20 protein-coding genes are annotated in these 24,137 nt (G+C 42.7%); 8 read left to right on the forward strand and 12 right to left on the reverse strand.

Annotated elements, in window-relative coordinates:
- Positions 1–44 precede the first annotated feature (44 nt).
- From dld to FTU39_RS01980, 6 genes are all read right to left on the reverse strand, one after another.
- Positions 45–1,760: a D-lactate dehydrogenase gene (gene dld / locus FTU39_RS01955; protein ID WP_035311162.1), complete on the reverse strand. Its 1,716-nt coding sequence runs from the start codon at positions 1,758–1,760 to the stop codon at positions 45–47.
- A 90-nt stretch (positions 1,761–1,850) separates the two neighbouring features.
- Entirely contained in the window at positions 1,851–3,005 is a 1,155-nt protein-coding gene (lldD, locus tag FTU39_RS01960; protein ID WP_016659249.1) for an FMN-dependent L-lactate dehydrogenase LldD, read from the reverse strand.
- Positions 3,002–3,751, reverse strand: a complete 750-nt coding sequence (lldR, locus tag FTU39_RS01965) for a transcriptional regulator LldR (protein ID WP_004970689.1) — start codon at positions 3,749–3,751, stop codon at positions 3,002–3,004. The genes lldD and lldR overlap by 4 nt, the downstream gene beginning before the upstream one ends.
- A 24-nt stretch (positions 3,752–3,775) precedes the next feature.
- Positions 3,776–5,446, reverse strand: a complete 1,671-nt coding sequence (gene lldP, locus FTU39_RS01970; RefSeq protein WP_179988566.1) for an L-lactate permease — start codon at positions 5,444–5,446, stop codon at positions 3,776–3,778.
- A 518-nt stretch (positions 5,447–5,964) separates the two neighbouring features.
- On the reverse strand, positions 5,965–6,462 hold the full coding sequence (locus tag FTU39_RS01975) for a hypothetical protein (protein ID WP_004970693.1): 498 nt from the start codon (positions 6,460–6,462) through the stop codon (positions 5,965–5,967).
- A 97-nt stretch (positions 6,463–6,559) separates the two neighbouring features.
- Positions 6,560–7,810 (reverse strand): YncE family protein, encoded by a 1,251-nt coding sequence (locus tag FTU39_RS01980; protein ID WP_096902747.1) that lies wholly within the window; start codon positions 7,808–7,810, stop codon positions 6,560–6,562.
- Positions 7,811–8,161: 351 nt separating this feature from the next.
- Between FTU39_RS01980 and FTU39_RS01985 the strand changes: the two genes are divergently transcribed.
- The gene (locus FTU39_RS01985) at positions 8,162–8,758 is read left to right on the forward strand and encodes a 5-formyltetrahydrofolate cyclo-ligase (protein ID WP_026438444.1); all 597 of its coding nucleotides are present in this window, start codon (positions 8,162–8,164) and stop codon (positions 8,756–8,758) included.
- A 147-nt stretch (positions 8,759–8,905) separates the two neighbouring features.
- Entirely contained in the window at positions 8,906–11,332 is a 2,427-nt protein-coding gene (gene lon, locus FTU39_RS01990; protein ID WP_131260796.1) for an endopeptidase La, read from the forward strand.
- A 354-nt stretch (positions 11,333–11,686) separates the two neighbouring features.
- Here the strand turns inward: lon and FTU39_RS01995 are convergent, their stop codons facing one another.
- Positions 11,687–12,652: a M28 family peptidase gene (locus tag FTU39_RS01995; RefSeq protein ID WP_371971487.1), complete on the reverse strand. Its 966-nt coding sequence runs from the start codon at positions 12,650–12,652 to the stop codon at positions 11,687–11,689.
- Between the two features lie 157 nt (positions 12,653–12,809).
- Here FTU39_RS01995 and rlmH point away from each other — a divergent pair, with 157 nt between their 5' ends.
- The 3 genes from rlmH (at position 12,810) to FTU39_RS02010 (ending at position 15,141) form a co-directional block, all read left to right on the forward strand.
- Positions 12,810–13,292, forward strand: coding sequence for a 23S rRNA (pseudouridine(1915)-N(3))-methyltransferase RlmH (gene rlmH, locus FTU39_RS02000; protein ID WP_026438445.1), 483 nt, complete (start codon positions 12,810–12,812; stop codon positions 13,290–13,292).
- 150 nt (positions 13,293–13,442) lie between these two features.
- On the forward strand, positions 13,443–14,219 hold the full coding sequence (locus tag FTU39_RS02005) for a dioxygenase (protein WP_096901485.1): 777 nt from the start codon (positions 13,443–13,445) through the stop codon (positions 14,217–14,219).
- Positions 14,220–14,358: 139 nt separating this feature from the next.
- A complete protein-coding gene (locus FTU39_RS02010) occupies positions 14,359–15,141 on the forward strand; it encodes an META and DUF4377 domain-containing protein (RefSeq protein WP_180051651.1) in 783 nt (260 codons plus the stop codon).
- 71 nt (positions 15,142–15,212) lie between these two features.
- Here FTU39_RS02010 and gdhA read toward each other — a convergent pair whose 3' ends face one another.
- On the reverse strand, positions 15,213–16,556 hold the full coding sequence (gene gdhA / locus FTU39_RS02015) for an NADP-specific glutamate dehydrogenase (protein ID WP_004970711.1): 1,344 nt from the start codon (positions 16,554–16,556) through the stop codon (positions 15,213–15,215).
- A gap of 356 nt (positions 16,557–16,912) precedes the next feature.
- Between gdhA and FTU39_RS02020 the strand changes: the two genes are divergently transcribed.
- Positions 16,913–17,707: an RnfABCDGE type electron transport complex subunit B gene (locus tag FTU39_RS02020; protein WP_004970712.1), complete on the forward strand. Its 795-nt coding sequence runs from the start codon at positions 16,913–16,915 to the stop codon at positions 17,705–17,707.
- 92 nt (positions 17,708–17,799) lie between these two features.
- Complete coding sequence (gene nth / locus FTU39_RS02025; protein ID WP_178867175.1) at positions 17,800–18,489, forward strand: endonuclease III; 690 nt, start codon at positions 17,800–17,802, stop codon at positions 18,487–18,489.
- A 328-nt stretch (positions 18,490–18,817) separates the two neighbouring features.
- On the opposite strand, the gene FTU39_RS02030 is transcribed toward nth, so the two are convergent.
- The 4 genes from FTU39_RS02030 to FTU39_RS02045 all read right to left on the reverse strand — a co-directional run bounded on the left by FTU39_RS02030 (position 18,818) and on the right by FTU39_RS02045 (position 21,789).
- The gene (locus FTU39_RS02030) at positions 18,818–19,042 is read right to left on the reverse strand and encodes a hypothetical protein (protein ID WP_225543532.1); all 225 of its coding nucleotides are present in this window, start codon (positions 19,040–19,042) and stop codon (positions 18,818–18,820) included.
- A gap of 107 nt (positions 19,043–19,149) precedes the next feature.
- Positions 19,150–19,809: an adenylate kinase gene (gene adk, locus FTU39_RS02035; protein ID WP_004970717.1), complete on the reverse strand. Its 660-nt coding sequence runs from the start codon at positions 19,807–19,809 to the stop codon at positions 19,150–19,152.
- 81 nt (positions 19,810–19,890) lie between these two features.
- Entirely contained in the window at positions 19,891–21,207 is a 1,317-nt protein-coding gene (locus FTU39_RS02040; RefSeq protein ID WP_004970719.1) for a hypothetical protein, read from the reverse strand.
- A 63-nt stretch (positions 21,208–21,270) separates the two neighbouring features.
- Positions 21,271–21,789, reverse strand: coding sequence for a hypothetical protein (locus tag FTU39_RS02045; protein ID WP_004970721.1), 519 nt, complete (start codon positions 21,787–21,789; stop codon positions 21,271–21,273).
- Positions 21,790–22,043: 254 nt separating this feature from the next.
- Here FTU39_RS02045 and mrdA point away from each other — a divergent pair, with 254 nt between their 5' ends.
- Positions 22,044–24,134 carry a penicillin-binding protein 2 gene (gene mrdA / locus FTU39_RS02050; protein WP_180051652.1) on the forward strand — a complete coding sequence of 697 codons (2,091 nt, stop codon included), beginning with the start codon at positions 22,044–22,046 and terminating at the stop codon, positions 24,132–24,134.
- The last annotated feature ends 3 nt before the right edge of the window (positions 24,135–24,137 follow it).

The raw sequence follows: 24,137 nt of genomic DNA on the forward strand, positions 1-24,137 counted from the left end.
ATCTTTCCTTAGAATCAGTTTCACTGCTCAGTTTTCATCCTTATTTAACGCCAAGCTTTTAATTTAGAGCTATGCCCAATGCCCACATTAAAACAATTGGTCGGATCCAATTTTTGATAATGCTGCTTTAAGGCAGGCTTCGCCACATATAAATGCCCAACATTATGCTCTGCAGGATACTCTGCCCCACGTGCATCAAGCAATGACCACATTTGATGTTCCATCGCCAACGGGTCTACGCCTTTTTTAATAATATAGTCCTGATGAAAGACATGACATAAAAAATGACCATAATACAACTTATGTATAATCGCCTGCTCCAACTCTTCGGGCAAGGTTTCAACCCATTGCTGATCATTACGTCTTAACGCAATATCTAAAGCAACAATGTCTTCCACTTCATTTCGATGTGTATCACGATAACGAATTGCAGCACCTGCCACTGCAAAGCGATGCAGAAAAGCCTTGCGGCCTTCATCTTCATTACATAGAAAAAAACTGCCGGAATTGCGCGTGATAAAATAATCCATTAAAAACTGCTGTACTGCCGCAACATCTTGCTGCTCAATGCGCAAAATTAAATGATGTTCATACAAATCACGAAATTGGTTCATGCGTTCTGGTAAATGATTTGGCAGTAGTTTCGTGAACATTTGCAAAACTTTATCCGACAATCCACGCATGCCCCAACGGGTTAGAAAACCATCAACTTTATCTTTCATGGCAAAAGCTGCAGGTACTTTACTGGTGCCAAACTTCTCGATAAACAAGAAGCTGTCTTTGCCATATTCTGCACCAATGTCATAGGCATCTCGATGAATATACTCGCCAGCAATCGGTACACGCGGCAAATCACGTAATAAAAAACGGCGAATCGCGGTTAAATCATCCTGCTGATTGCTGCCGATATAAAACACCTGACTCGGAATTTTCTCAAATGTATCCAAACGCACTGCAAACACACAGACTTTACCTGCCGAACCCGAAGCTTCAAACAAACGGCTCGGGTCGGCATTAAACCGTGCAGGCGTATCGGCATCGACTTGGGCAACATCATGCACGTAACGCTGATCTGAAGCACAACAATGTTCCGAATATTCAATATCTTCAGGGCGATATTGTTGTTGCTCAAGTTTGGTTAAAATTTCTTCTGGCGAGTTCCCTAAATTCACCCCCAAATGATTGATGAGTTGCAACTCGCCCAGTGCATCGACTTGTGCATATAAGGCCAACTCAGTATAGGCAGGACCACGTCTGACCAATGCACCACCTGAATTATTACATACCCCGCCCAACACTGAAGCGCCAATACAAGATGAACCAATGACTGAGTGTGGCTCACGCTGATGCGGCGCCAATTGCTGTTCCAAAGCATCCAATGTTGCACCAGGCAAGCAAATCACTTGCTTGGCATCGTTGATGAGCTGAATACCTTTTAAACGTTGGGTGTTGATCAAAATTACAGGACGATCATAGTCATCACCAAAAGGGGTAGAACCACCCGTGAGTCCAGTATTGGCGGCTTGCATAATAATAATGCAATCTGCTGCCACAGCCACTTGTAACACTTGCCACTGCTGCAATAAAGAACCTGGCGTGACCACCGCAAAAACCTGTCCTTCGCCAAAACGTCGCCCTTGACGATATAAACGAGTATCTGATTCATGGGTCAATACATGCGCTTTTCCCACAATATCGACCAAGTTTTTGAGGGTTGCTGCAGCATCAAATTGTGTTGCAGAAGAAATTGTCTGTGGCATAGTGTACAAGTCCTGAAACAAGGTGAAAAATACAATTAAGCGATTCAGCCAAATGCATCGGTTGATGGATTGATCGCTCCTGTTGGCAATTTAGCCTTTCAGTTCACGCTCAAGTTGTACCAAGCAATCTGAGTTAATCGCTTGAATGTTTTTAGCACCCGTTAAGGTCATTGCGACTCGCATTTCTTTATCAATCAATTCGAGTAAATTACTCACACCCGCCCCACCTGCTGCACCTAGTGCATAAATAAAGGCACGTCCGAGCATACAAGTATCCGCACCCATCGCCAACATGCGCACCACATCTAGGCCATTACGAATACCTGAATCCACTAGAATTTTTAGATCTCCTTTTACTGCATCGGCTATTGGCGGTAAAGCACGTGCAGTCGAGAGCACACCATCTAACTGACGACCACCGTGATTGGACACCACAATTCCATCAGCCCCAAAACGAACAGCATCCTTAGCATCTTCTGGGTCTAAAATGCCTTTAATGACCATTGGGCCATCCCAGAATTCACGAATCCACTCCAAGTCTTTCCATGAAATAGATGGGTCAAAGTTATTGCCTAACCAGCCAATATAATCTTCAAGTCCTGTTGGTTTGCCTAAGTATTTAGAGATATTGCCCAAGTCATGCGGACGACCTAGTAAGCCAACATCCCATGCCCAGTTTGGATGCATCACTGCCTGCATATAGCGGCGCATAGCAGCATTTGGACCACTCATGCCCGAATGTGCATCACGATAACGTGCGCCAGGCACAGGCATATCTACCGTAAAGACTAAGGTTGAACAGCCTGCTGCTTTGGCACGTTCCAAGGCATTGCGCATAAAACCACGGTCACGTAATACATATAATTGAAACCACATTGGGCGTGAAATGGCAGGCACCACTTCTTCAATTGGGCACACCGACACGGTAGATAAAGTAAACGGAATACCTTTTTTGTCAGCTGCAACTGCAGCCTGCACTTCACCACGGCGCGCATACATGCCCGTTAAACCCACAGGTGCCAAAGCCACAGGCATTGACAAGGTTTCATTAAATAAGGTGGTTTCTAAACTCAAAGCCGACATGTCATTCAAAACACGTTGGCGCAAGGCAATCTGTGAAAGGTCTTCCACATTTCTTTTCAGCGTTTGTTCCGCGTACGCACCTCCATCAATATAGTGAAATAAAAATGGCGGTAAACGGCGTTTGGCTGCTTCGCGGTAATCATTCGCAGAAGAAATAATCATGGCGCTATCCTGTTTAATCGACTCGCACGCTGACGACGCGCATCTTCCTCGTCTATCATGCGTACTTGTTGAACTACAAATTCAATATGTCCACACACTGCCGAACGGGCAGCTTCTGGATCCTGGCGTTCAATTGCATCCATCACTTGAAAGTGTTGATCGTGCAACTGATCGAAACGGTGGGCTTCGGTATAGACTTTGCGTCTGCCCAAAACTACGTTGTATTGCAACAAATCAAATAAGCCGCGCATCATTTGAATGAGCACCAAATTGTGCGATGCTTCGGCAATTGCCAAATGAAACTTGGCATCGGCAATTGCTGCCTGATCGTCATCACCTAAAATTTGAAAATGGGCGATTTGCTCATAACAGGCACGGATGTTTTTCAAATCCTCAGCAGTTGCCCGCTGTGCGGCATACCATGCCGTACCACCTTCAAGCACCATTCGTGCTTCCTGCACATCAAAACGATAAGCAGGATCTTCATCAATCAGGTTACTTAAAGGCTGCACAATTTGATATTGCGACCAATTGGTAGGCAGTTGTTGCAAAAAAGTACCCGCTCCAACTTTGCTGACCAGCATGCCCTGACTGGTCAATTGCTGAATAGCCTCACGCAAAGAGGAACGGGAAACCCCGAGTTGTTCACATAACTTTCTTTCGGCAGGCAATCGGTCTCCGACTTGCATCTGATTTTTTTCAACCAGTGTGCGCAGGTCTTGAACAACTTTGTCGGAAACTTTCATGCGGCTATCCTCTTGTGCATGTGGTTATGGAATCATCCATGGGAACACATAAGCTTGTAGAGTGATAATAATACCGATCATTACGGTGAACGTGATACTGTGTTTCACGGTAAAGCGGAATAAATCCGATTCTTTACCGACTAAACCAACAGCCGCACAGGCAATTGCAATAGATTGCGGTGAAATCATTTTGCCTGTTACCCCACCACTGGTATTGGCAGCAACCAACAGAACTTCTGGTACACCAATTTGCTGTGCGGTTGTGGCTTGCAAGGCAGCAAACAAGGCGTTGGCTGAAGTATCTGAACCTGTCAAGAACACCCCAATCCAGCCTAAAAATGGCGAGAAGAATGTGAAAGCATTGCCTGTGTGTGACAAAGCCAGTGCCAAAGTCGCAGACATACCTGAATAATTGGCAATAAATGCAAACGCCAACACCATCCCAATAGAATAAATTGGTGTTTTTAGCTCGTTGATGGTTTCAGCAAAAGTTTTAACAGCTTCACGCGGTTTCATTTTTAAATAAATGATGGTGATGATGGCCGCAATCATAATCGCAGTCCCAGTTGCGCTAAGCCAATCGAACTTAAAGATCGCATCATAGTCTTTAACATCAGCGACCACAGGCGGCATCTTTTGCACCAGTTGGTGTAAAAATGGCACTTTGATGGAAATTACCCAGTCGTGCATTGCGCCATCTTTGGCAAATAAATCTTTAAACGGCTTGATGCTCCAAATAGTGACCATCACCGTTAACACTGCAAAAGGTGACCATGCTTTAACAATCTGCCCGATGCTGTATTTTTGCTGTTGTTCTGCAACTAAGTTGGCATCCACTTTGGTGTCTGCATCGCTAAAACGGAAAATGTGTTTTGGCTGCCAGAATTTAAATAAGACCGTTAAACTAATCAAAGAGGCAATTGCGGCTGTAATGTCAGGTAACTCAGGTCCAACAAAGTTAGAGGTCAAGTATTGTGCAATCGCAAAAGCACCACCACCCACCAACACTGCAGGCCAAGTTTCTTTCACACCGCGCCAGCCATCCATAATTGCCATAATCCAGAACAGCACAATAGGCACCATAAATGGCAACTGACGCCCAACCATCTGGCTAATTTCCATGGTTTCTACACCCGAAACCTGACCCGCCACAATAATTGGAATCCCCATTGCGCCAAACGCAACAGGTGCGGTGTTCACAATCAAACATAAACCCGCAGCGTATAAAGGTTTAAAACCCAAACCCACCAACAAAGCAGCAGTAATTGCCACTGGCGCCCCAAAGCCCGCTGCACCTTCTAAAAATGTGCCAAACGCGAAGCCCACTAGTAGCATCTGGAGACGCTGATCTTCTGTAATTGACAGAATAGATGAGCGAATAATGTTAAACTGCCCTGTTTTTACAGAGATTTTATATAAAAATAATGCGCCAATAATAATCCATGCGATTGGCCATAAACCGTAGAAAAAGCCATAGATCAATGAAGCAAAAGCCATTGGTGCAGGCATGCCATAGGCAAATAACGACACCAATAACGCCAAAATAACCGTAATTGTTCCCGCAACACTTCCTTTTAAGCGAAATACAGCCAATGCCAGAAAGAAAAAGATAATCGGGATTAATGCAATAAGACTCGAAATCCAAATATTTGCCATTGGATCGTAGATCTGTTGCCAATGTTGAAGCATTGTCATCTCCTTGAAATGCTCACTCAAACGTAAACATAGGTCTAAGCATATAGATAAAATTCTAATTTTGGTCTGACCAATATTAAGATAAAAATCAAAATACTCTTAATATTTGCAACAAATAATAGTTTTATACAAATAAATGTCAACATTGGTCTGGTTATTTATTTAAATGGTCATACCAATTTAAATAAAGATGATCTTTGTTCGCAGCATAAAAAATACGGTGAAGAAAAATTTAAACTTTGTTTTTTCTGTAGTTTTTAAAAGGAAGGAAAAACCAAATTTATTCGGCACAGCCTTATACAACTTTCGTCTAATACAGGAAAATACGTGTGCTTTCTTCTAAGATGAATTGAACGCTTAATCAAAGGAATCATGGATAAATTCAGCTCAAGTGGCCGCTATTCGGCTTAAAAACATGTGGATTAAAAGAATTTTTTAGACAAAAAAATAACGCCATTATTGACTGCAACAATGGCGTCATCGTGTATTTATAACAGCAACTCACACCTTACTGTGGCTTAACCTGTCACCACGTTCAGGCGCTTTAAACGCGAAATATGCAAATCAATTTGCCCTGCAATTTCAGGTAAAATTTGCTTTAAAAACTGGCTATAGTTCATTGCATCTTCTGCTCTTAATACGCCTGCTTGTACCAATTGTTCCTGCTGTAGCAACATACTTTGTACACGGTTTAAATCAGGCTTTTGCCCTTGGCTTAAACCTGTACTAATTTGCTTAAAGCCTAAATACAACTGATCACGTTGCTGGATTAATTGCTGCATTTCAACTGCAGATACCGCAGCACGCTCTAGCATAGCGTTTGTTTCCAGTACATTTTCAGATTCATCTGAATATAGACTTTGCGTTGTTTCTATCTCTGTGGAAGCCGTGTTCGGTTTCACCCACACTGTTTCCGAAACAGTCTTATTCGGTGGTTGAAACACATACACCACGGTAAACAACACCGCGACCGCCAAAACAAAAAAGCCAATACCGAGCCATCGAGTCCCATTCATGTGCATGCTCCATAAGCAAACCATCCTAAAATGCGCTCAATTCAAATATCGTCTTGATCGCCTTAGCATGCTTTGCCTGTTATGATCGGCTTAAAAATTACGGCGTCGACCAATCGCTTGGTGCATAACCCAAACGCACTCGCTGTGGGTGATTCCCCACTGGCACACTGCGGACTTTTTCTCCCGTAGCAAAGTCAATCACCGTTACCACATCGGTTTCACTTTCTGAAATCACACAGCTTTTTCCATCTGGGCTACGGGTTGCCCAATATGGTTTACCTGCAGGAATCAGTTTGCCTGCTTTTAAACTCTGACGGTCTACAATGGTCGCGTAATCATCCATCGTGCCTGCCACACAGAGTTTTTCGCCATCTGCGCTGATGGATAAACCATGATGACGTGAATCATTTACCCATTTGCTGCGGTCTTTTGGAATTGTACTGCTGCCCGGTAATTGTCCAATACGCGTGACTTTATCGGTTTTTAAGTCGTATTCCACCAAACCATTAAAAAATGAAACCTGCGCATAAAGTTTGCTTTCATCTTTACTTAGCACCATAGGACGCACTGAGTTGGATAAATCTTTACGTCCAAAGGCATCTAACGCAGGTCGGAAATCAATTTTTTTCAGAACTTTATAATTGTTGGCATCGGCAATGGTAATAAAGCGCTTACCTTTGGTAAAATCTTGCCACTGTGCATCCATCGAAGTTTCTACGTTACCAATCGCAGAGTTTAAGATTTTCGTTCCACCTGCAAAGTAAATATTTTCGTGCGGCTTATCCCCTGTTGCAAAACGCCCCAATTCTTTACCTGTATGAATATCTAAAACATGCACCACATTACCTGACGATGCCGACACAGCAACACGTTGTCCATCTGGTGAAACCGCCATGTGGTCTGCGCGGAAACCTTCGACTGGCGTACGCCAATTAATTTTGCCCGTTTTAATGTTGATGGATACTACATCGGCAAAACTTGGACGTGAAGCCACAATCGACTGTCCATCTGGCGTGGAATACATATCATCCACCAACTGGTCATTGCCCTCACCTGCAGTTTGTTGAATGTAAGTGTAGGCAATCAATTTCACTGGATTTAAATGAATTTCTAATAAACGCTCTTTGCGGTCAGGAATCATATTGACCACACCCACTTTGCCAAAGTCTTGTGAAGGGTGAATCACCGTCACTGTGCCATCCCAGTTATTGCCGACAAAAAAGACTTGTTGGGTATTCGGTGGCTGCGGTAAATAGGTCGAATCTGCATAACTTTGTGCGCTGACACAACTTCCTAAAGCCAGCACGCCTTGAAGTAGATGTTTAAACACCTTGTTGGAATAATTCATGTTCTTGTTCTCCCTGAACAGCAAAATGAAAGTGTTGTTTTTGTTTTGGCTTGTGTTTTTACATATTTGTTGTTTTTAACTGAAGCCTGCCTAATCCATCTTGAAGCGATCTTGAAGATTGTTGGCGTGGCATTGATTGGGCAATAGCATAAGAGTTTTTGTAATTTTGCGTCTAGGGTTCGAGCTAGACTATCCGATAGCAGGTCAAGTTTCAGATAAACAGAAATACAGCATCACATCCTGTTAAAATGCCAAGTATGATAAAAGCTTGTTTTTGTCGATGAAATGACAGTAATCCCATACCCATTCAAGCATTTAAACTCAAGAATATAAGGATGTGCCGAGATGCAGTTGTTGGAACTTAAAACCTTGCGTAAACAGCTTCGACAACAGCGCAGAGCGGTCACGCGCACCCAACAGCAACACGCACAGCAAGCTGTTTTGCAGCGGCTAATACGACTGCCAAAATTTCAGTACGCAAAAAAAGTAGGTATGTATTTACATGCTTTTGGTGAAATTCATACACACCGCATCATTGAATATTGCTTCGCGCATAGCAAACAAGTGTATTTGCCCATGATTTGCAATATGAATCAACACTTGGTGTGGGTACAAATCACCCCACAACAATATCGTCAGCGTCGCTTTGCCCATCATCGTTTGGGGATGCAAGAACCAAGAACAAGTCGCGGAAAACACATCTCCCATTTAGATTTAGTCTTGATGCCCTTATTGGCTTGCGATACGCATGGCACCCGCATTGGAATGGGCGGTGGTTATTATGACCGCACTTTAGCCTCTGCCCCGCAGCATCCTTATCGCTTAGGGATTGCACATGATTTTCAGCTAATTCATACACGCTTGCCACGTGAAAATTGGGATCAACCTGTAGATGCCTTACTAACTCCACAACATTTTTTACAGTTTAAACGCACCTTGAAACGCTAAATTGATCATTTTGACTGAATAGATCAATTTAAAATCACATATTTAGCTACTTTTTAAACAATTTGTGTTGACCTGCCCTTGTATTTTAAAAAATACCCATCACTATTAAAAACATGGCAACACCGTTGTCACTCATTAGGAGTGCCCATGTCTGAAATTATTATGAATCAAGAAACCTTAGAGCCTCAGGTTCCAAGTGTATTACCGCTTTTAGCGCTACGTGATGTGGTGGTTTATCCACACATGCAAATCGCGCTATTTGTAGGTCGTGAAAAATCGATCAATGCAGTTGATGTGGCTCGTAACAGTGACAATCTAGTATTTGTAGTTGCGCAAAAAGATTCGCTTACAGAAGAAATTGATCACGACAATTTATATCAATACGGTACTGTCGCGAAGATTGTGCAAGTTGTGAATCACGAAAATGATGAAAACTGTATCAAAGTTCTGATTGAAGGCTTATACCGCGCCAAACTCGAAAAAATTATTGATGAAGACGCGTATTTGACTGCAGAACACAGCTTGAGCCCAATGACTGTTGCGATGGATGAAAATACCCAAGCAACACGTTTGCAAGAATTACGTGCCTTATTTGCGCAATATGCAGAAGCAAAATTACGCAATGCACGTGAACTGATTGCTGCTGCCAATAAAATTGAAGATTTATTGCAGTTGTTGTTCTTTGTTGCAACCCGTGTGCCATTGAATATTGATGTCAAACAAAAATTCCTTGAGCACGATGAGTTTGAAGCTCACTTGACCGAGTTAATGACTTATTTATTGCAACAGTCTGAAGAACAGCAGATTGAGCAAACCTTGCATGACTCTGTTAAACGCCAGATGGAAAAAAATCAGCGTGAATACTTCTTGAATGAGAAGATGAAAGTCATTCAACGCGAACTGTCCGATATGAACGGCGGTGCGGAAGATGATGTCGCTGAAATTGAAAAACGTCTGGCCGAAGCAGACTTGCCAGAACATGTCCGCAAAAAAGCAGAAGCTGAGTTCCGTAAGCTAAAAGCCATGCAACCTGCATCTAGCGAAGCGGCTGTGGTACGTAACTATCTGGAAGTAATTTTAGATACGCCATGGAACAAAGCCAGCAAAGTCAGCATTAACTTGGCGAAAGCACAAGAAATTTTAGATGCCGACCATTACGGTTTAGATGAAGTCAAAGACCGTATTGTGGAATACCTTGCTGTGCAGTCGCGCGTGAAAAAACTCAAAGGTCCAATTCTGTGCTTAGTCGGTCCTCCGGGTGTAGGTAAAACCTCACTGGGTGAATCGGTTGCAAAAGCCACTGGACGTGAGTTCGTGCGCATGGCGCTAGGCGGCGTACGTGATGAAGCGGAAATTCGCGGTCACCGCCGTACCTATATTGGTGCGATGCCGGGTAAAATTGTGCAGTCATTGACTAAAGTTGGTGTGAAGAACCCACTGTTCTTGCTCGATGAAATTGACAAAATGGCACAGGATTACCGTGGCGACCCTGCATCTGCTTTGTTAGAAGTACTTGATCCATCACAAAACAACAAGTTTAATGATCACTATTTAGATCTAGACTTAGACTTGTCTGAAGTGATGTTCATTTGTACTGCCAACAGCATGAATATTCCAGAAGCTCTGTTAGATCGTATGGAAGTAATTCGTCTACCGGGTTATACCGAAGATGAAAAAGTGAATATTGCAGAACGCTATCTTGTCCCTAAAGCCATCAAAAATAATGGCTTGCGTGCTAAAGAATTGACGGTTCATGAAGAAGCGATTCGTGACATTGTGCAGCGCTATACACGTGAAGCAGGTGTGCGTAGTCTGGAACGTGAAGTGTCAAAAATTGCCCGTAAGGTGGTGAAAGAAGCAGTCAGCAAAAAAGCCAAAAACCTACAGGTAGATGTGACTTCACAAAACTTGCCTGACTACCTTGGTCCACACAAATTTGACTATGGTATGGCAGAAGAAGAAGCCGAAGTGGGTCGTGTAAATGGCTTGGCTTGGACTTCAGTGGGTGGTGAATTACTCACCATTGAAGTGGCAACCATGAAAGGCAAAGGTAATTTCATCACCACAGGTTCATTGGGTGATGTGATGCAAGAGTCAATCAAAGCCGCGATGACCGTTGTGCGTACCCGTGCCGACAGTTTAGGCATTGAAGCCAATGTATTTGCCGAAACCGATGTACACGTACACTTGCCAGAAGGTGCAACACCTAAAGATGGTCCATCTGCAGGTTTGGCATTGACTACGGCATTGGTATCTGCATTTACAGATATTCCAATTCGTCCTGATATTGCCATGACAGGCGAAACCAGCTTACGTGGTCGTGCAATGCGCATTGGTGGCTTGAAAGAGAAACTTCTTGCGGCACATCGTGGTGGTATCAAACTGGTATTTATCCCACAGGAAAACGTGCGTGACTTGTCTGAAATTCCAGACAATGTCAAAGAAGGTTTGGAAATCAAGGCTGTGAAAAGCATTGATGAAATCTTGCCTTTGGCACTGACCAGTATGCCTAAGCCTTTAACCAAGGCACCGATTGTGAAGCCAGTAGCAGCAGGCAAAGCCGCACGTCATTAAGCAAGTTACTCTGCTTTAAGCATAGAACATCTCAAAAGAGCACTTCGGTGCTCTTTTGTTGTATTTAGATTCTGGATTTAAAATAATTGAATAATTTTTTAATTATTTTTAAAATGGATAGTCTGTTTTTAATTCAATTTCCTTGAAAAATAGGCAAACCATCCACATATATAAATTTAAGATACATCGCGCTGTATGTTTCTTGTTTGGTCTATTTAGACCGATAAATTGATCAGACGCTTTTGATTGAAGTGTGCTTCATGGTCTGGTCATCCATATCTCCAGGTGGATGACCTTTTAACCGCAGTCCTATTTCAATTCAGGGCTGCGTTTTTTATGCGCTGCGATCAATCATCAAGGTGATAAAATCTGTGCAACCAAGCCATTCACGACATGTGCCATTTTTTCAAAATTTACTGTTTTTAAAGTATCACCTGTGGTATGGCGAAGTGTGCTGCGATAACTGCCTGTATCGGTAATTAAAATGGCAGGAATATCATATTTCCAATAATTTAAATGATCTGAAAAATCCATGCCCTTGACGAAAGTCGGTGCGACCACACGCTCACATTGCAATTGATTCAAACGCTGCATCGCATTGCAATAGGTTGCACTCATTTCACGTGACTGCATATTGCTCAATGCCGCAATAAAATTGCCATGACTTGGGTAAATCCACTTTAAACCGATTGGGTAATTTTGCACCAAATTTTTATCGTAATAACCAATCATATCCAGCACATACACCGCACGGATTTTTTCCTTTTCAGCCTGCACAGATTTGGCATGTATAAAACTGCCCATCGACTCGGTTTTAAAAAATGGTGGCTCTGCCAAGGTATAAAAAACAAATTCAACATTTTGACTAAGTTTATTCTTTTCCTGCGCCAAAATTCGTGCTGTTTCGATTACACCTGCAACGCCAGAAGCGTTGTCATTTGCCCCCTGCTGCTGCCCATAAACATCGTAATGCGCACCAAAAATCGTTTTTTGCGCAGCACCGATATTCAATTTGCACACCACATTGCGGTAGCTTTGCTGATTGACCACATAATTTTGAAATTGACACGGAATTCCAAATACTCGCATTTGTTCCCGAATCCATGCCGAAACCCGATTCAGTTCAATCACATTTTTATAATGACGATACTGTTCGGAATTACCCAAACCCTGCTGCCCAATCACTTGCTGCATATAGACTTGCAAATTGTTTGGTTCTGCCCATTGAGCCTCAGGCACAGCAAATGTAGCAGTGGTCATCAATCCCATACCCGCGCCCAATATCCATGAATATAACTGCTGACTTTGAAACGCGCGCATGCTGATAATTCCAAGACAAAAAAGACCAATAAGATTGCTGAGTATTAAAGCAACAGCCTGTTGGCAAATTCAATTGCAAATTGTGTCGTTACACAGCGCTTGTGTTGAATCATGGTTATAATGCGAGATTCTGATTGATCGCTACATGAACTCGCCTATGAAAATTCGCATTCTGACCATTGGACAAAAAATGCCTGCTTGGGTGCTGACTGGTTTTGAAGATTATTTCAAACGGATTCAGCCTTTTGTGCAGACTCAAATTGTCGAACTGCCAATGGCGAAACGTGGCAAAAATGATTCTGAGGCCGATATTCTAAAATATCGCCAAATTGAAGGTGATAGCATTTTAAATGCCATGAAAAACAATGAGCTGTTAATTGCCTTGGAAGTGGGCGGCAAAGAGTTCAGCACCGAAAAACTTGCAGAAACCATGAAAGGCTGGATGCTAGAAGGCAATGATGTCGTGCTTGCGATTGGTGGACCAGATGGTCACTCTGAAGCAGTACGTAAAGCAGCAGCATGGCATTGGTCATTATCCAAACTAACTTTGCCACACCCTTTAGTTCGCGTGATGCTGATTGAGCAGCTATACCGTGCTATGAGCATCAACCACAACCATCCTTATCATCGTGCAGGTTAAATCAACTTATTCAATTTGTACGTTGAGTTATCAAAATATCTTCAACTCAAACGACGTTGCAAAGCTGCAACATAGCGTTGAACAAAAGTACATTTTGCTATACACACTTTTTTGCGATGCTGTAGAACAGCAGGCTTTAGGGATCTAGGCATGAACTTACAGACATTACCCGGTTTATTTATCTCACATGGTTCGCCCATGTTGGCACTCAATCCTGAACAGGTCGGGCCTGCACTCAGCCGTTTAAGTGAAAATTTGCCAACACCGCAAGCCATTGTGGTGATGTCGGCGCATTGGGAAAGTAATGCACTGGAGGTCAACACAGGTATTCGCCCTGAAACATGGCATGACTTCCGTGGTTTTCCTGAAGCCTTGTACGCCCTGCGCTACCCTGCACCTGGCTTACCTGAACTGGCAGAAGATATTTTGCAGCGTTTGGCTGATGCGGGCTTTGCTGCCCATGCCAACAGCACACGCCCGCATGATCATGGCGTATGGATGCCATTACTACACATGTATCCCGATGCCAATATTCCAGTGATTACCATTTCTTTGCCCATGAATATGAGCGCCGAACAGATTTATCACATTGGGCAAAGTTTAGCGCCATTACGTGAACAGCAAATTTTACTGATTGGCTCAGGCAGTATCACCCATAACTTACGTGAATTATCATGGAATACACCCAATGCGGCTGTGCCTGAATGGGCATCTAGTTTCCGTAATCGTGTGGTGCAGCATTTAAGTCATCGCAATTATGATGCAGTACTAGATTGGCAACAATTGCCACATGTAGCACGTAATCACCCAACCCTAGAACACTTTGCACCGCTGTTTTTTGCAATGGGTACGGGAGATCGATTTAACATTGTACATAGCAGCTTTAGCATGGGTTCACTCGGTATGGATATTTATCGTTTTGACTAACCGATAGCTCCGCTTATTTAAAATCTGACTTTTTAATTTGGATACATTTTGTTAGCAAAAGCTACGATTTGTATCCATATTTTTTGTTAATCTCTTGATTATAATCACGTTGAAACTTTAGCACATAGAATATAAACCAATGAAATTCAGTATTTTTGCGCTTGCCCTGCTCCCTTTGGCTTTAACTGCATGTCAATCTTCACATCTTCCTGCCACTTCAGGAGATCTGGCTATTTCTACTCTATCCACCACATTAAAAACGCCTACACAAATTTTGCCCGCTTATACCTGGGAACTTGATCGTGGGCTGCAACGCCCGATTGTTCTGAGCTTTGATCAACGAGGCAGACTAAGTGTAGCTTCTGGCTGTAATAGCCTTGGCACGAGCTGGACTGTTAAAGATAATACCCTGAGTACGGGTGACATGATGGGCACCATGATGGCATGTGATGCACCATTAATGGAACAGGAACGTTTTATCAGCCAGCTTCTGCAAAAGCGTAATATTCCGTTTAGTCTGGATCTAAATGATGCCAATCAGCCAAAACTGAGTATTACTGCAGCTGATGGTCAAAAATATGTCTTTACTGGAAAAATGACACCGGAAACCAAATACCAAGGTCAGGCAGAAACCATTTTCCTGGAAGTTTCGTCACAGACTAAAGCCTGTACGGGTGTAGCTCAGCAAACCTGCTTACAGGTGAAAGAAATCAAATATGATGAAAAAGGCTTAAAGACTCAGGTCGATAAAGACTGGACTTTATTTTACGATCAGATCAAAGGTTTTCAGCATTCATCGAATGAGCGTCAGATTATTCGGGTAAAACGTTATGAAATTAAAAATCCGGCAGCTGACCAGTCTAAATATGCCTATGTATTCGACATGACCGTAGAGCGTGAAGCAGTCAAAGGCACTCTATAACGATAAAATCGCAATATAAAAAAACCGAGGCATTCACCTCGGTTTTTTTTCAAGCTTAAACTCAGTCAGACTTAGAATACGCCTTGAGAAAGCATTGCATCAGCAACTTTTACGAAGCCAGCGATGTTTGCGCCGTCTACATAGTTCACGGTACCGTCTTCTTTCGTACCGAATTTTACGCAGTTGCGGTGAATTTCTTTCATGATTGCGTGTAAGCGCTCATCAACTTCTTCGAAAGTCCAGCCTAAACGCAATGCGTTTTGAGACATTTCCAGACCAGAAGTTGCTACACCACCGGCGTTAGATGCTTTACCTGGCGCATAAAGAATTTTCGCTTCAACGAATTTCTCAACCGCTTCAAGTGTAGAAGGCATGTTCGCACCTTCAGCAACACAGATTACGCCGTTTGCAAGAAGCGCTGCTGCATCATTCGCATCAAGTTCGTTTTGAGTCGCACATGGAAGCGCGATATCACATTTAATACCCCAAGGACGTTGACCTTCAAGGTATTCAAAACCGTGCTTAGACGCAAATTCAGAAATACGACCACGTTTTACGTTTTTAAGTTCCATCACTTCAGCAAGTAATTCTGGCGTGAAACCTTCTTTCACGTACACAGTACCATTCGAGTCAGAAAGTGAAACTACTTTCGCACCCAAGTACATTGCTTTGTCTGCAGCAAATTGTGCAACGTTGCCTGAACCAGAAATCGCAACGACTTTATCTTTAAAGCAATCGCCACGAGTCTTGAGCATTTCCTCAGCGAAATACACAGTACCGTAACCTGTAGCTTCTGGACGCGCCAAAGAACCACCGAAAGACAAGCCTTTACCTGTGAATACACATGAAGTGTCATTGCTGAGCTTCTTCATCATACCCGCCATGTAACCCACTTCACGACCGCCTACACCAATATCACCCGCAGGAATATCCGTGTTAGAACCTAAATGACGATATAACTCGATCATTAAGGCTTGGCAGAAACGCATAATTTCGCCTTCAGACTTACCTTTAGGGTCAAAGTCTGAACCACCTTTACCACCGCCCATTGGCAATGTAGTCAAAGCATTTTTAAAGGTTTGTTCAAAACCTAAGAATTTTAAAATAGAAAGGTTCACTGATGGGTGGAAACGCATACCACCTTTAAATGGACCAATTGCTGAGTTGTACTGTACACGGAATGCACGGTTTACGTGGGTTTGACCTTGGTCATCTACCCAAGAAACGCGGAACTGAATTGCACGCTCAGGCTCAACCAAACGCTCAAGCAAACCATGTGCTGCATATTGAGGGTTCTTTTCAATGAATGGCCAAAGACTGGTCATTACTTCTTCTACAGCTTGTAGAAACTCTGGTTGATGTGCATCACGTGTTTTAACGTAATCTAGGAATTCGTTAAGGCTGTTGTATTTCAACGCTTAATCCTCAGCAGAAAATGGATCAAAATTGGTCAAAATTTCAATCAATGATATATTTTGGCGCAAAATATTAAATATCTTTTGTTAACAATCTACAATAGTTTTTTTCAAAAAACTTTAAAACATTTGTATTTTCATAAATTTAACTTATTTTTTAGCGTGTTAAGCCCATAAGTTAATGTAACAAATTAATTCATAGTTTTGAGCATTTTTGCCCAAAAAGCTAGCAATTGTTGTTCTTAATTTGCGCACAAGCCTAAAAGCAAAAATCGTGCTAAAATCATCGACCTAGAATTTTCCCCTAGCCTTATCTTCCGTTTTTCTGCTGCTGTTAAAGTGGCATTGGTTTGTCCATGAATTCGCAAATTGCTCTGATTCAAAATATTGATGCGCTGCTCCCTCAAACTCAATGTGGCTTATGTGGTCACCGTGATGGCTGTTTACCCTACGCCAAAGCGATTGCAGAAGGCGAAGCGGCCAATAAATGCGTACCCGGTGGACAACCTGTTGCAGATGCACTAGCAAACTTACTGCAACGCCCTGTATTGACCGCAGAAGCCAGTGTTTGGCCTGTGCAGGCAGATGGACGCCCACAGCGTATGAAAGCCCTAATTCGTGAAGATGAGTGCATTGGTTGTACCAAATGTATTAATGCCTGCCCTGTCGATGCCATTTTAGGCTCAGGCAAACTCATGCACAGCATTTTGACTGATTTATGTACGGGCTGTGAATTGTGTATTCCGCCTTGCCCTGTCGATTGCATTGACTTGGTAGAAGATACACAACCCCTGCTTTCTGATAGCGCACGAGTGGCAGAACAGAATGATTTACGCCAACGCTACTACGCCCACATACAACGTGAAGAACAACGTCGTCTGCACCGTAAAGGCCCTGTGGTACGTGCAGAAATTGATACCGAACTGTTTGCTCAATTTTCTGCACAAGCCGATGCTGCTGTGCCTGTGATTGAATTGCCTGTGCAAAAAAATGAACAGATTTCCACTGCCGATGCACAAACCACCATCGAACTGGCAAAATTACGCACACAAATTAAAAAACTCGAAAAACAACTCAGTGTGCGTGACGATGAGAAAAAACGGCTATTACTAACCAATTTACAACAACAGTTACGTGAATTAGGAGCATAAACATGCCCGAAAGAAAGACACGTCTGACCAATAAAGCGGTTAAAACAACGACTGCCAAAAGCACCACGCTCAAAGAAAAGCCGTCTAAAAATATGACCAAAAAGCAAATTCAGACTTTTTTTGAGCGCTTACGTGAACAACGCCCAAATCCGACCACTGAACTGAATTTTTCCAATCCATTTGAATTGCTGATTGCGGTGACCTTATCTGCACAAGCGACCGATGTCAGCGTCAATAAAGCCACCGACAAACTGTTTCCTGTTGCCAATACGCCCGAAGCGATTTATGCCTTAGGTGTGGAAGGTTTAAAGGAATATATTAAAACCATCGGACTGTATAATTCCAAAGCAGAAAATGTCATTAAAACCTGCAAAATTCTCATCGAAAAACACGGCAGCATCGTGCCTGATAATCGTGCCGATTTAGAAGCCTTGCCCGGCGTGGGACGCAAAACTGCCAATGTGGTCTTAAATACCGCATTTGGACAGCCAACCATGGCGGTCGATACGCATATTTTCCGCTTAGGTAACCGCACAGGTTTAGCTGTAGGTAAAAATGTTTTAGAAGTCGAACACCGTTTGATTAAAGTCATTCCTAAAGAATTTTTAATTGACTCGCATCACTGGCTAATTTTACATGGCCGTTATTGTTGTATTGCGCGTAAGCCTAAATGCGCTGAATGTGTGGTGTCAGATGTGTGTAACTGGCCTGATCGCTTTGAATTTGGTGCACATCGTCATACTACGCTGCATGAAATTCATCACGCGCCCATATCTAAGTAAGTGCTTCGGTAGACTTTTGCAAAGTGATCTAAACTTATTGATGACATGCTAGATCATCAAAGCAATGCGAATCATCCAAAATAGTGTGGATAACTGTGCAATCTATGCACAAGATTGTACAGAGATGAACTTGTTTCTTCATGGTTGGTATTTTCACCGTTACCTAATCTTTTTGTCTCTGTAACTGCTTGAGATTTTATAAAAATTACAATACCTAAAGTAATAATACCAACCACAAGAATTATTAATAGAATTTTATTCTTTTTCATAAGGTTTTATAAAAACTGCCCAAATTTAAAATTGCAATCTTTTGCAGATGTGTGATGGTTTATTTATCCTGAGAATCTTCAGACTGACGTTGTTGCTCTTGCTGTTGTTTAAGTTTCGGATGCAATTGATAGTGCTTGCCTGATTTTTTTTCAGCCGAATTCTGAGCTTGTGTGTTGCGCAACAACTTATAGCTCACAAAAACAAGAAAGCCTAAAACGGCAATACTTGCCAATAACATGATGATCACAGCAGCATGTTGCAAAGCACTCTCCCAAACTGACACAAATAAAAAGAGCCCTAATATGAATCAGGACTCTTTTAAAGTCAAAACAAGCAGCCTGTTTAAACGATTTTATTTTCTTTTAAACAGACTTGGTCTAAGACCTAGACTTATTTTGCTTGGTCTAAAATAGCAAACAAATCTGCTTGAACTTCTTCAATTGGACGAAGACCATTCAATTTGTTATAGCTTGGTGCATTTTCACCAGAAGCAGCACGACCTTGATAGAAGCCAACCAATTGCTCAGTTTCTGAGTGATACGCTTTTAAACGCTTACGAATGGTTTCTTCTTGGTCATCTGGACGTTGAACCAAATCTTCGCCAGTTTCGTCATCTTTACCTTCCACTTTTGGTGGATTGTAAACAAGGTGATAAATACGACCAGATGCAGGGTGCTGACGACGACCAGACAAACGTTGTACGATTTCTTCGTCTGCAACATCAATTTCAATCACGTGGTCGATATTGATGCCTTCGCTTTCCAAGGCTTCAGCTTGTGGAATAGTGCGAGGGAAACCATCAAAAATACAACCATTCACGCAATCTGGCTGCGCAATACGCTCTTTCACTAAGCCAATGATCAGTTCATCAGATACCAAACCGCCACCGTCCATGACGCTTTTGGCTTGTAGACCTAATTCAGTACCTTCACGAATTGCAGCACGGAGCATATCACCGGTTGAAATTTGTGGGATATTGTAGCGCTTACAGATCAACTGAGCTTGTGTACCTTTACCTGCTCCAGGTGGTCCGAGTAAGATAATGCGCATAAAAAAACATCCTCATTTTAACAATGTATTTGACACTCGTTGCATATCAGAGCCATCGCCCTTTACGCAGCCAGCATCCTCTTATAAGAAAGCGACAAACAAATGTATTAAACCAGCAATAAAACCAGTTACACCACCCAAGACAATTAAAATCCACTCATCTTCCTGAAAGGCAGGACGCAAGAGATTCTGGAATTCTTTTGGCGTCAGTTCACGAATACGATCTCTGAACATTTGATAAATTTTCTGTGCACGGCTCGCATTAAAGGCAGGGTCGCATACAGGCACCATCGTAATTTCAATCGAACGATCAATCAAGTCAGTCTTGAGTTTGGCATACTCTTTTGGCCCCAAAGACAACTGTAAAGAGGTACGAACCAATGGTGTTTCCATAATTTCGTTGATGTGGCGTTTGACAATACGGCGGGTTTTGTCTTTTTTACTGCCATACATCATTTCAGTCATAATCGATTTTAACGTAATCAGATCTTCTGTGACTACCGTTGCAAACACATCCGAGACTTCTTCTTGGCGTTTCATGAACGCACCCTGAATATTATAAGTCCCAATGCGTGGAATCACTGGCTTAATCCATGGAAATTGACGATTTTCAGTCAATTTAAAGAACTGCGGATATTTCACGTAATGTGGTTCGACTGGGTTAAATACCATCCAAATCGCAATCCAGTTGGTCAAGAAGCCCCAAATTGCCGCCCAAAATGGAACCGTCCAGTGCCATGGTACAAGAAACCAAACAATCATTTGGAAAATACCAAAGAACATCCCAATCAATGCACTGATATGCCAAATAAAGTTAATTTCTTTTTGACCGACTTTTAGGAACATACGCACCATTAAGCGGCGATCACCTTCCATTTGGCTGACCACCATTTCACGCATATCCACCAAGGATTCAACATTCAAGGTCAGTTCAGTCACCAATTCACGCAGCACACCTGGCAATTGTTTATGCGCCTGAGCGTAAATACGGCGTTTAATCGAATAGGGTAGGTTTTCCCAAAGCACTGCATTACGGTCTAACATGACCTCATCAATCAAGTGTTCAAGTTCAAAACCCACTTGCTCACCAATAATACGCGCCATGTCTTCTGGGTCCATAGCGTTAAGAAACTCACGCAACGAGCCCAGTTTTGACAAGGTGTTATCGGTAATGATGCCTGAAATACGCCCTGCTTTACGCGGAACAATCCCCTGCCATCCCACAGGAATAGGTCCAAGGTGAAAGCCCCAAAAGCTAATTGGATAGAACACCATTTTTAGTGCCATCCACACGTGCGCCCAAGTCACAAAAGCAGTCACAGGAATAATACTGAGCACGGCCCAAAAATCTGGACGATTCAAAAAGGTTTGCCACAACTGATTGACGTACTCAAGCATGCATTTTTTCCATATTTAGTTCTAATTACAAGATTCTAAAGTAGTTAAAAGTCACTATTCTGACTACAAACCCATACTGAGCGTATAGGAAAATTGTAGTCTAGGCTCAGTTTCCGCAATCACTCGCCCTTGTCGATCTTCCAATTTTTCACCTGCGCCAATGCCAACACTAAAGCTACTGATGCGTTCAGGGCTCAGTAATACATAAGCCAGATCAATGCCTGCACCTAAACGCGCTTTTTCTTCACCATCCACCCATTTAGATTCTAGGTGTCCTGCGTAAGCGCCAATATAATAACCATTTTTGTCTTTACCTGTGAGGTGGTATGGGTAACGAAAACCTGTTTGCCCACCGACTTCATGGTCACCATTTAAAAAAGCCCCCGCTTTTAGATAGGCAATGCCATAAGGATTGACCCATTCACCATTCAAATGCAGTAATTTTTGGGTAATACCCGCCCCTACATTCCAGGTTTTTGCGCTATCTGCGCTAATTTTTGCTTCAGGTAAAAAAGTAGTGTTCCCAGCAAAGCTAAAACTTGAAAAGGCAAGTAATGCCACGAAAGAATAGACTTTTGTCATTATTGTCACCAGTGTCCATTTGTTTTAATTTTAAAAACAGTCCTGTTTTCGTGTTTTGACTCTAGCAGAATTGTCAGGATTCTTATATACAGCAAATTACAATTTTGATGTCGCTAAAGTCAAAAATTAAGATTGCGCCCATCTTCTAGGTTAAATCGGGCAATTCAGTCAAACATGGTTACTCAAAATTGCCAATAGATGCGTTAGAATAGTCCAAATTCGTTCTCCCTCATTTTTGTTAAGCCAATTTTTGTATGAAACAACACTATCCGTTAAAAAATGCTCAGCAAGAGAAGCGTATTTTTCGCAATCGCATCTTTTTTTCGGTGGGTGTTGTGGTTTTTTTCTTGCTGCTGTTGGTGGCTCGTTATGCCTTTTTACAAATTAGCGGCTACGATGAATTTGCGACTGCATCAGATAAAAACCGAATTCGGCTACAACCACTCGCACCTGCACGTGGTTATATTTATGACCGCAATGGTGTGTTATTGGCAGATAACTACCCTGTGTTCTCAGCCACTTTAAGCCGTGCAGATGTTGAAGATATTGACGATACCATTGCGCGACTGACACCTGTTTTACAACTGACAGAAGAAGATATCGATCGCTTTAAAAGTCGGATTAAAACTTCACGTAAAACTGAACGTGTATCGATCAAGCTGAATTTAAATGAATCGGATATTGCCCGTTTTAGTGAAGTTAAATTTCAGTTCCCTGGGGTCAATATTGAAACCCAGATGACACGTTACTATCCGCATGGTGACTTATTTGCGCACGTGATTGGTTATGTCGGGCGCATTAACGACAAAGAACTGAAAGAAATTGACAAAGATGCTTATGCAGGCACCAACTTGATTGGCAAAATTGGGGTGGAGAAATCGTATGAGCACTTGCTACATGGCGTACCCGGCAACGAATCTGTAGAAGCCGATGCACATGGTAATGTGCTGCGCAATTTAGGACGTAAAGACCCTGTACGTGGCAATGATTTGTTTTTGTCATTGGATTATGGCTTGCAAGTGGTCGCCTCTGAACAACTGGCAGAACGCCGTGGTGCAATTGTGGCACTTGACCCACGTACAGGTGAAATTTTAGCTTTAGTCTCCAGTCCGAGTTTTAACCCTAACTTATTTGTCACAGGTATTAGCCATACCGACTACTCTGCCTTACGCGATAATTTAGATCAACCACTCTATAACCGTGCAGTACAAGGTGTTTATCCACCGGGTTCTACCATTAAGCCGATGTTTGGTTTAGGCGGTATTCATTATGGCTATGTCGACTGGAAAACCGCCATTCAGGATTATGGTTATTTCACTTTACCAGGCGACAGCCACCGTTTCCGTGACCATAAAAAAACTGGGCATGGCATTGTCGATATGCACAAAGCTCAAGTCGTGTCGTGTGATACCTACTTCTATGTATTGTCGTATCGCATGGGCATTGAAAAAATGAACGACTGGATGCGTCAATTTGGCTTTAGTGAAAAAACTGGGGTCGATTTACCAAGTGAAAGCACAGGACTCTACCCAAACCCGGACTGGAAAATGCGTACGCGCAAAGCCAAATGGATGAAAGGTGAAACAATTTCCGTCAGTATTGGTCAGGGTGCATTTACCTCGACACCATTGCAATTAGCAATGGCCACCGCCATCACCGCCAACAAAGGATTTAAAGTCACACCGCACGTGTTACGTGAAAGTCGTGGCGCGAAACCATTTAAAGTTCACAATGGTACCAACGGAAAAATTGACTTTAACGGCACAGAAGAAGACTGGATTAAAATGCGTGATGCCATGGTTGATGTGATTCAATCAGGTACAGGTAAAGGGATTAAAGGCGGCTTGCAATATTCAGTTGCAGGTAAAACAGGTACAGCACAGGTTAAAAGTATTGCGCAAGGTAAACGCTATAACGAAGCCTTATTGACCGACCGTCAGCTTGACCACGGTTTATTTGTTGGCTTCGCTCCTGCCGAAAACCCTGAAATCGCAATTGCCATCATTCTAGAAAATGGTCGCGGTGGTTCTGCAGCAACGGCTTTGGCGCGTCCAATTTTAGACTATTGGTTACTGAATAAAAATAAAAAGCCAATTCGTCCATCTGCCGCACAAGTGAGTGGTGGCTTAATGACCGCAGGTTTAAAACCAAGTGAATTGCCAAGTGGTGAAGTCCCTTCATCTACTGCACCAAATACGAATAACGTGAATAATCCGAATACAGCAACCAATCACCCTGCGCTCAACCCAAATCCTTCGCAAACTACTCCGAGTTCAGCTCCAACCAATCCACCTGCAACTGCGCCAACAGCAGATGTACCCACTAACCCAATTGAGAGCGACTAAGCC

It is taken from the genome of Acinetobacter sp. YH12099 (genome assembly GCF_013419195.1).
Classification (GTDB): domain Bacteria; phylum Pseudomonadota; class Gammaproteobacteria; order Pseudomonadales; family Moraxellaceae; genus Acinetobacter; species Acinetobacter towneri.

Bases quoted from the DNA above. Each gene is read 5' to 3' on its own strand.
- lldD (WP_016659249.1), bottom strand. From the start codon at position 3,005: ATGATTATTTCTTCTGCGAATGATTACCGCGAAGCAGCCAAACGCCGT.
- FTU39_RS02005 (WP_096901485.1), top strand. From the start codon at position 13,443: ATGAACTTACAGACATTACCCGGTTTATTTATCTCACATGGTTCGCCC.
- dld (WP_035311162.1), bottom strand. From the start codon at position 1,760: ATGCCACAGACAATTTCTTCTGCAACACAATTTGATGCTGCAGCAACC.
- adk (WP_004970717.1), bottom strand. From the start codon at position 19,809: ATGCGCATTATCTTACTCGGACCACCTGGAGCAGGTAAAGGTACACAA.
- FTU39_RS02010 (WP_180051651.1), top strand. From the start codon at position 14,359: ATGAAATTCAGTATTTTTGCGCTTGCCCTGCTCCCTTTGGCTTTAACT.
- FTU39_RS01980 (WP_096902747.1), bottom strand. From the start codon at position 7,810: ATGAATTATTCCAACAAGGTGTTTAAACATCTACTTCAAGGCGTGCTG.
- FTU39_RS02020 (WP_004970712.1), top strand. From the start codon at position 16,913: ATGAATTCGCAAATTGCTCTGATTCAAAATATTGATGCGCTGCTCCCT.
- FTU39_RS01975 (WP_004970693.1), bottom strand. From the start codon at position 6,462: ATGAATGGGACTCGATGGCTCGGTATTGGCTTTTTTGTTTTGGCGGTC.
- FTU39_RS01995 (WP_371971487.1), bottom strand. From the start codon at position 12,652: ATGCGCGCGTTTCAAAGTCAGCAGTTATATTCATGGATATTGGGCGCG.
- lldR (WP_004970689.1), bottom strand. From the start codon at position 3,751: ATGAAAGTTTCCGACAAAGTTGTTCAAGACCTGCGCACACTGGTTGAA.
- FTU39_RS02040 (WP_004970719.1), bottom strand. From the start codon at position 21,207: ATGCTTGAGTACGTCAATCAGTTGTGGCAAACCTTTTTGAATCGTCCA.
- nth (WP_178867175.1), top strand. From the start codon at position 17,800: ATGACCAAAAAGCAAATTCAGACTTTTTTTGAGCGCTTACGTGAACAA.
- FTU39_RS02045 (WP_004970721.1), bottom strand. From the start codon at position 21,789: ATGACAAAAGTCTATTCTTTCGTGGCATTACTTGCCTTTTCAAGTTTT.
- lon (WP_131260796.1), top strand. From the start codon at position 8,906: ATGTCTGAAATTATTATGAATCAAGAAACCTTAGAGCCTCAGGTTCCA.
- rlmH (WP_026438445.1), top strand. From the start codon at position 12,810: ATGAAAATTCGCATTCTGACCATTGGACAAAAAATGCCTGCTTGGGTG.
- mrdA (WP_180051652.1), top strand. From the start codon at position 22,044: ATGAAACAACACTATCCGTTAAAAAATGCTCAGCAAGAGAAGCGTATT.
- lldP (WP_179988566.1), bottom strand. From the start codon at position 5,446: ATGACAATGCTTCAACATTGGCAACAGATCTACGATCCAATGGCAAAT.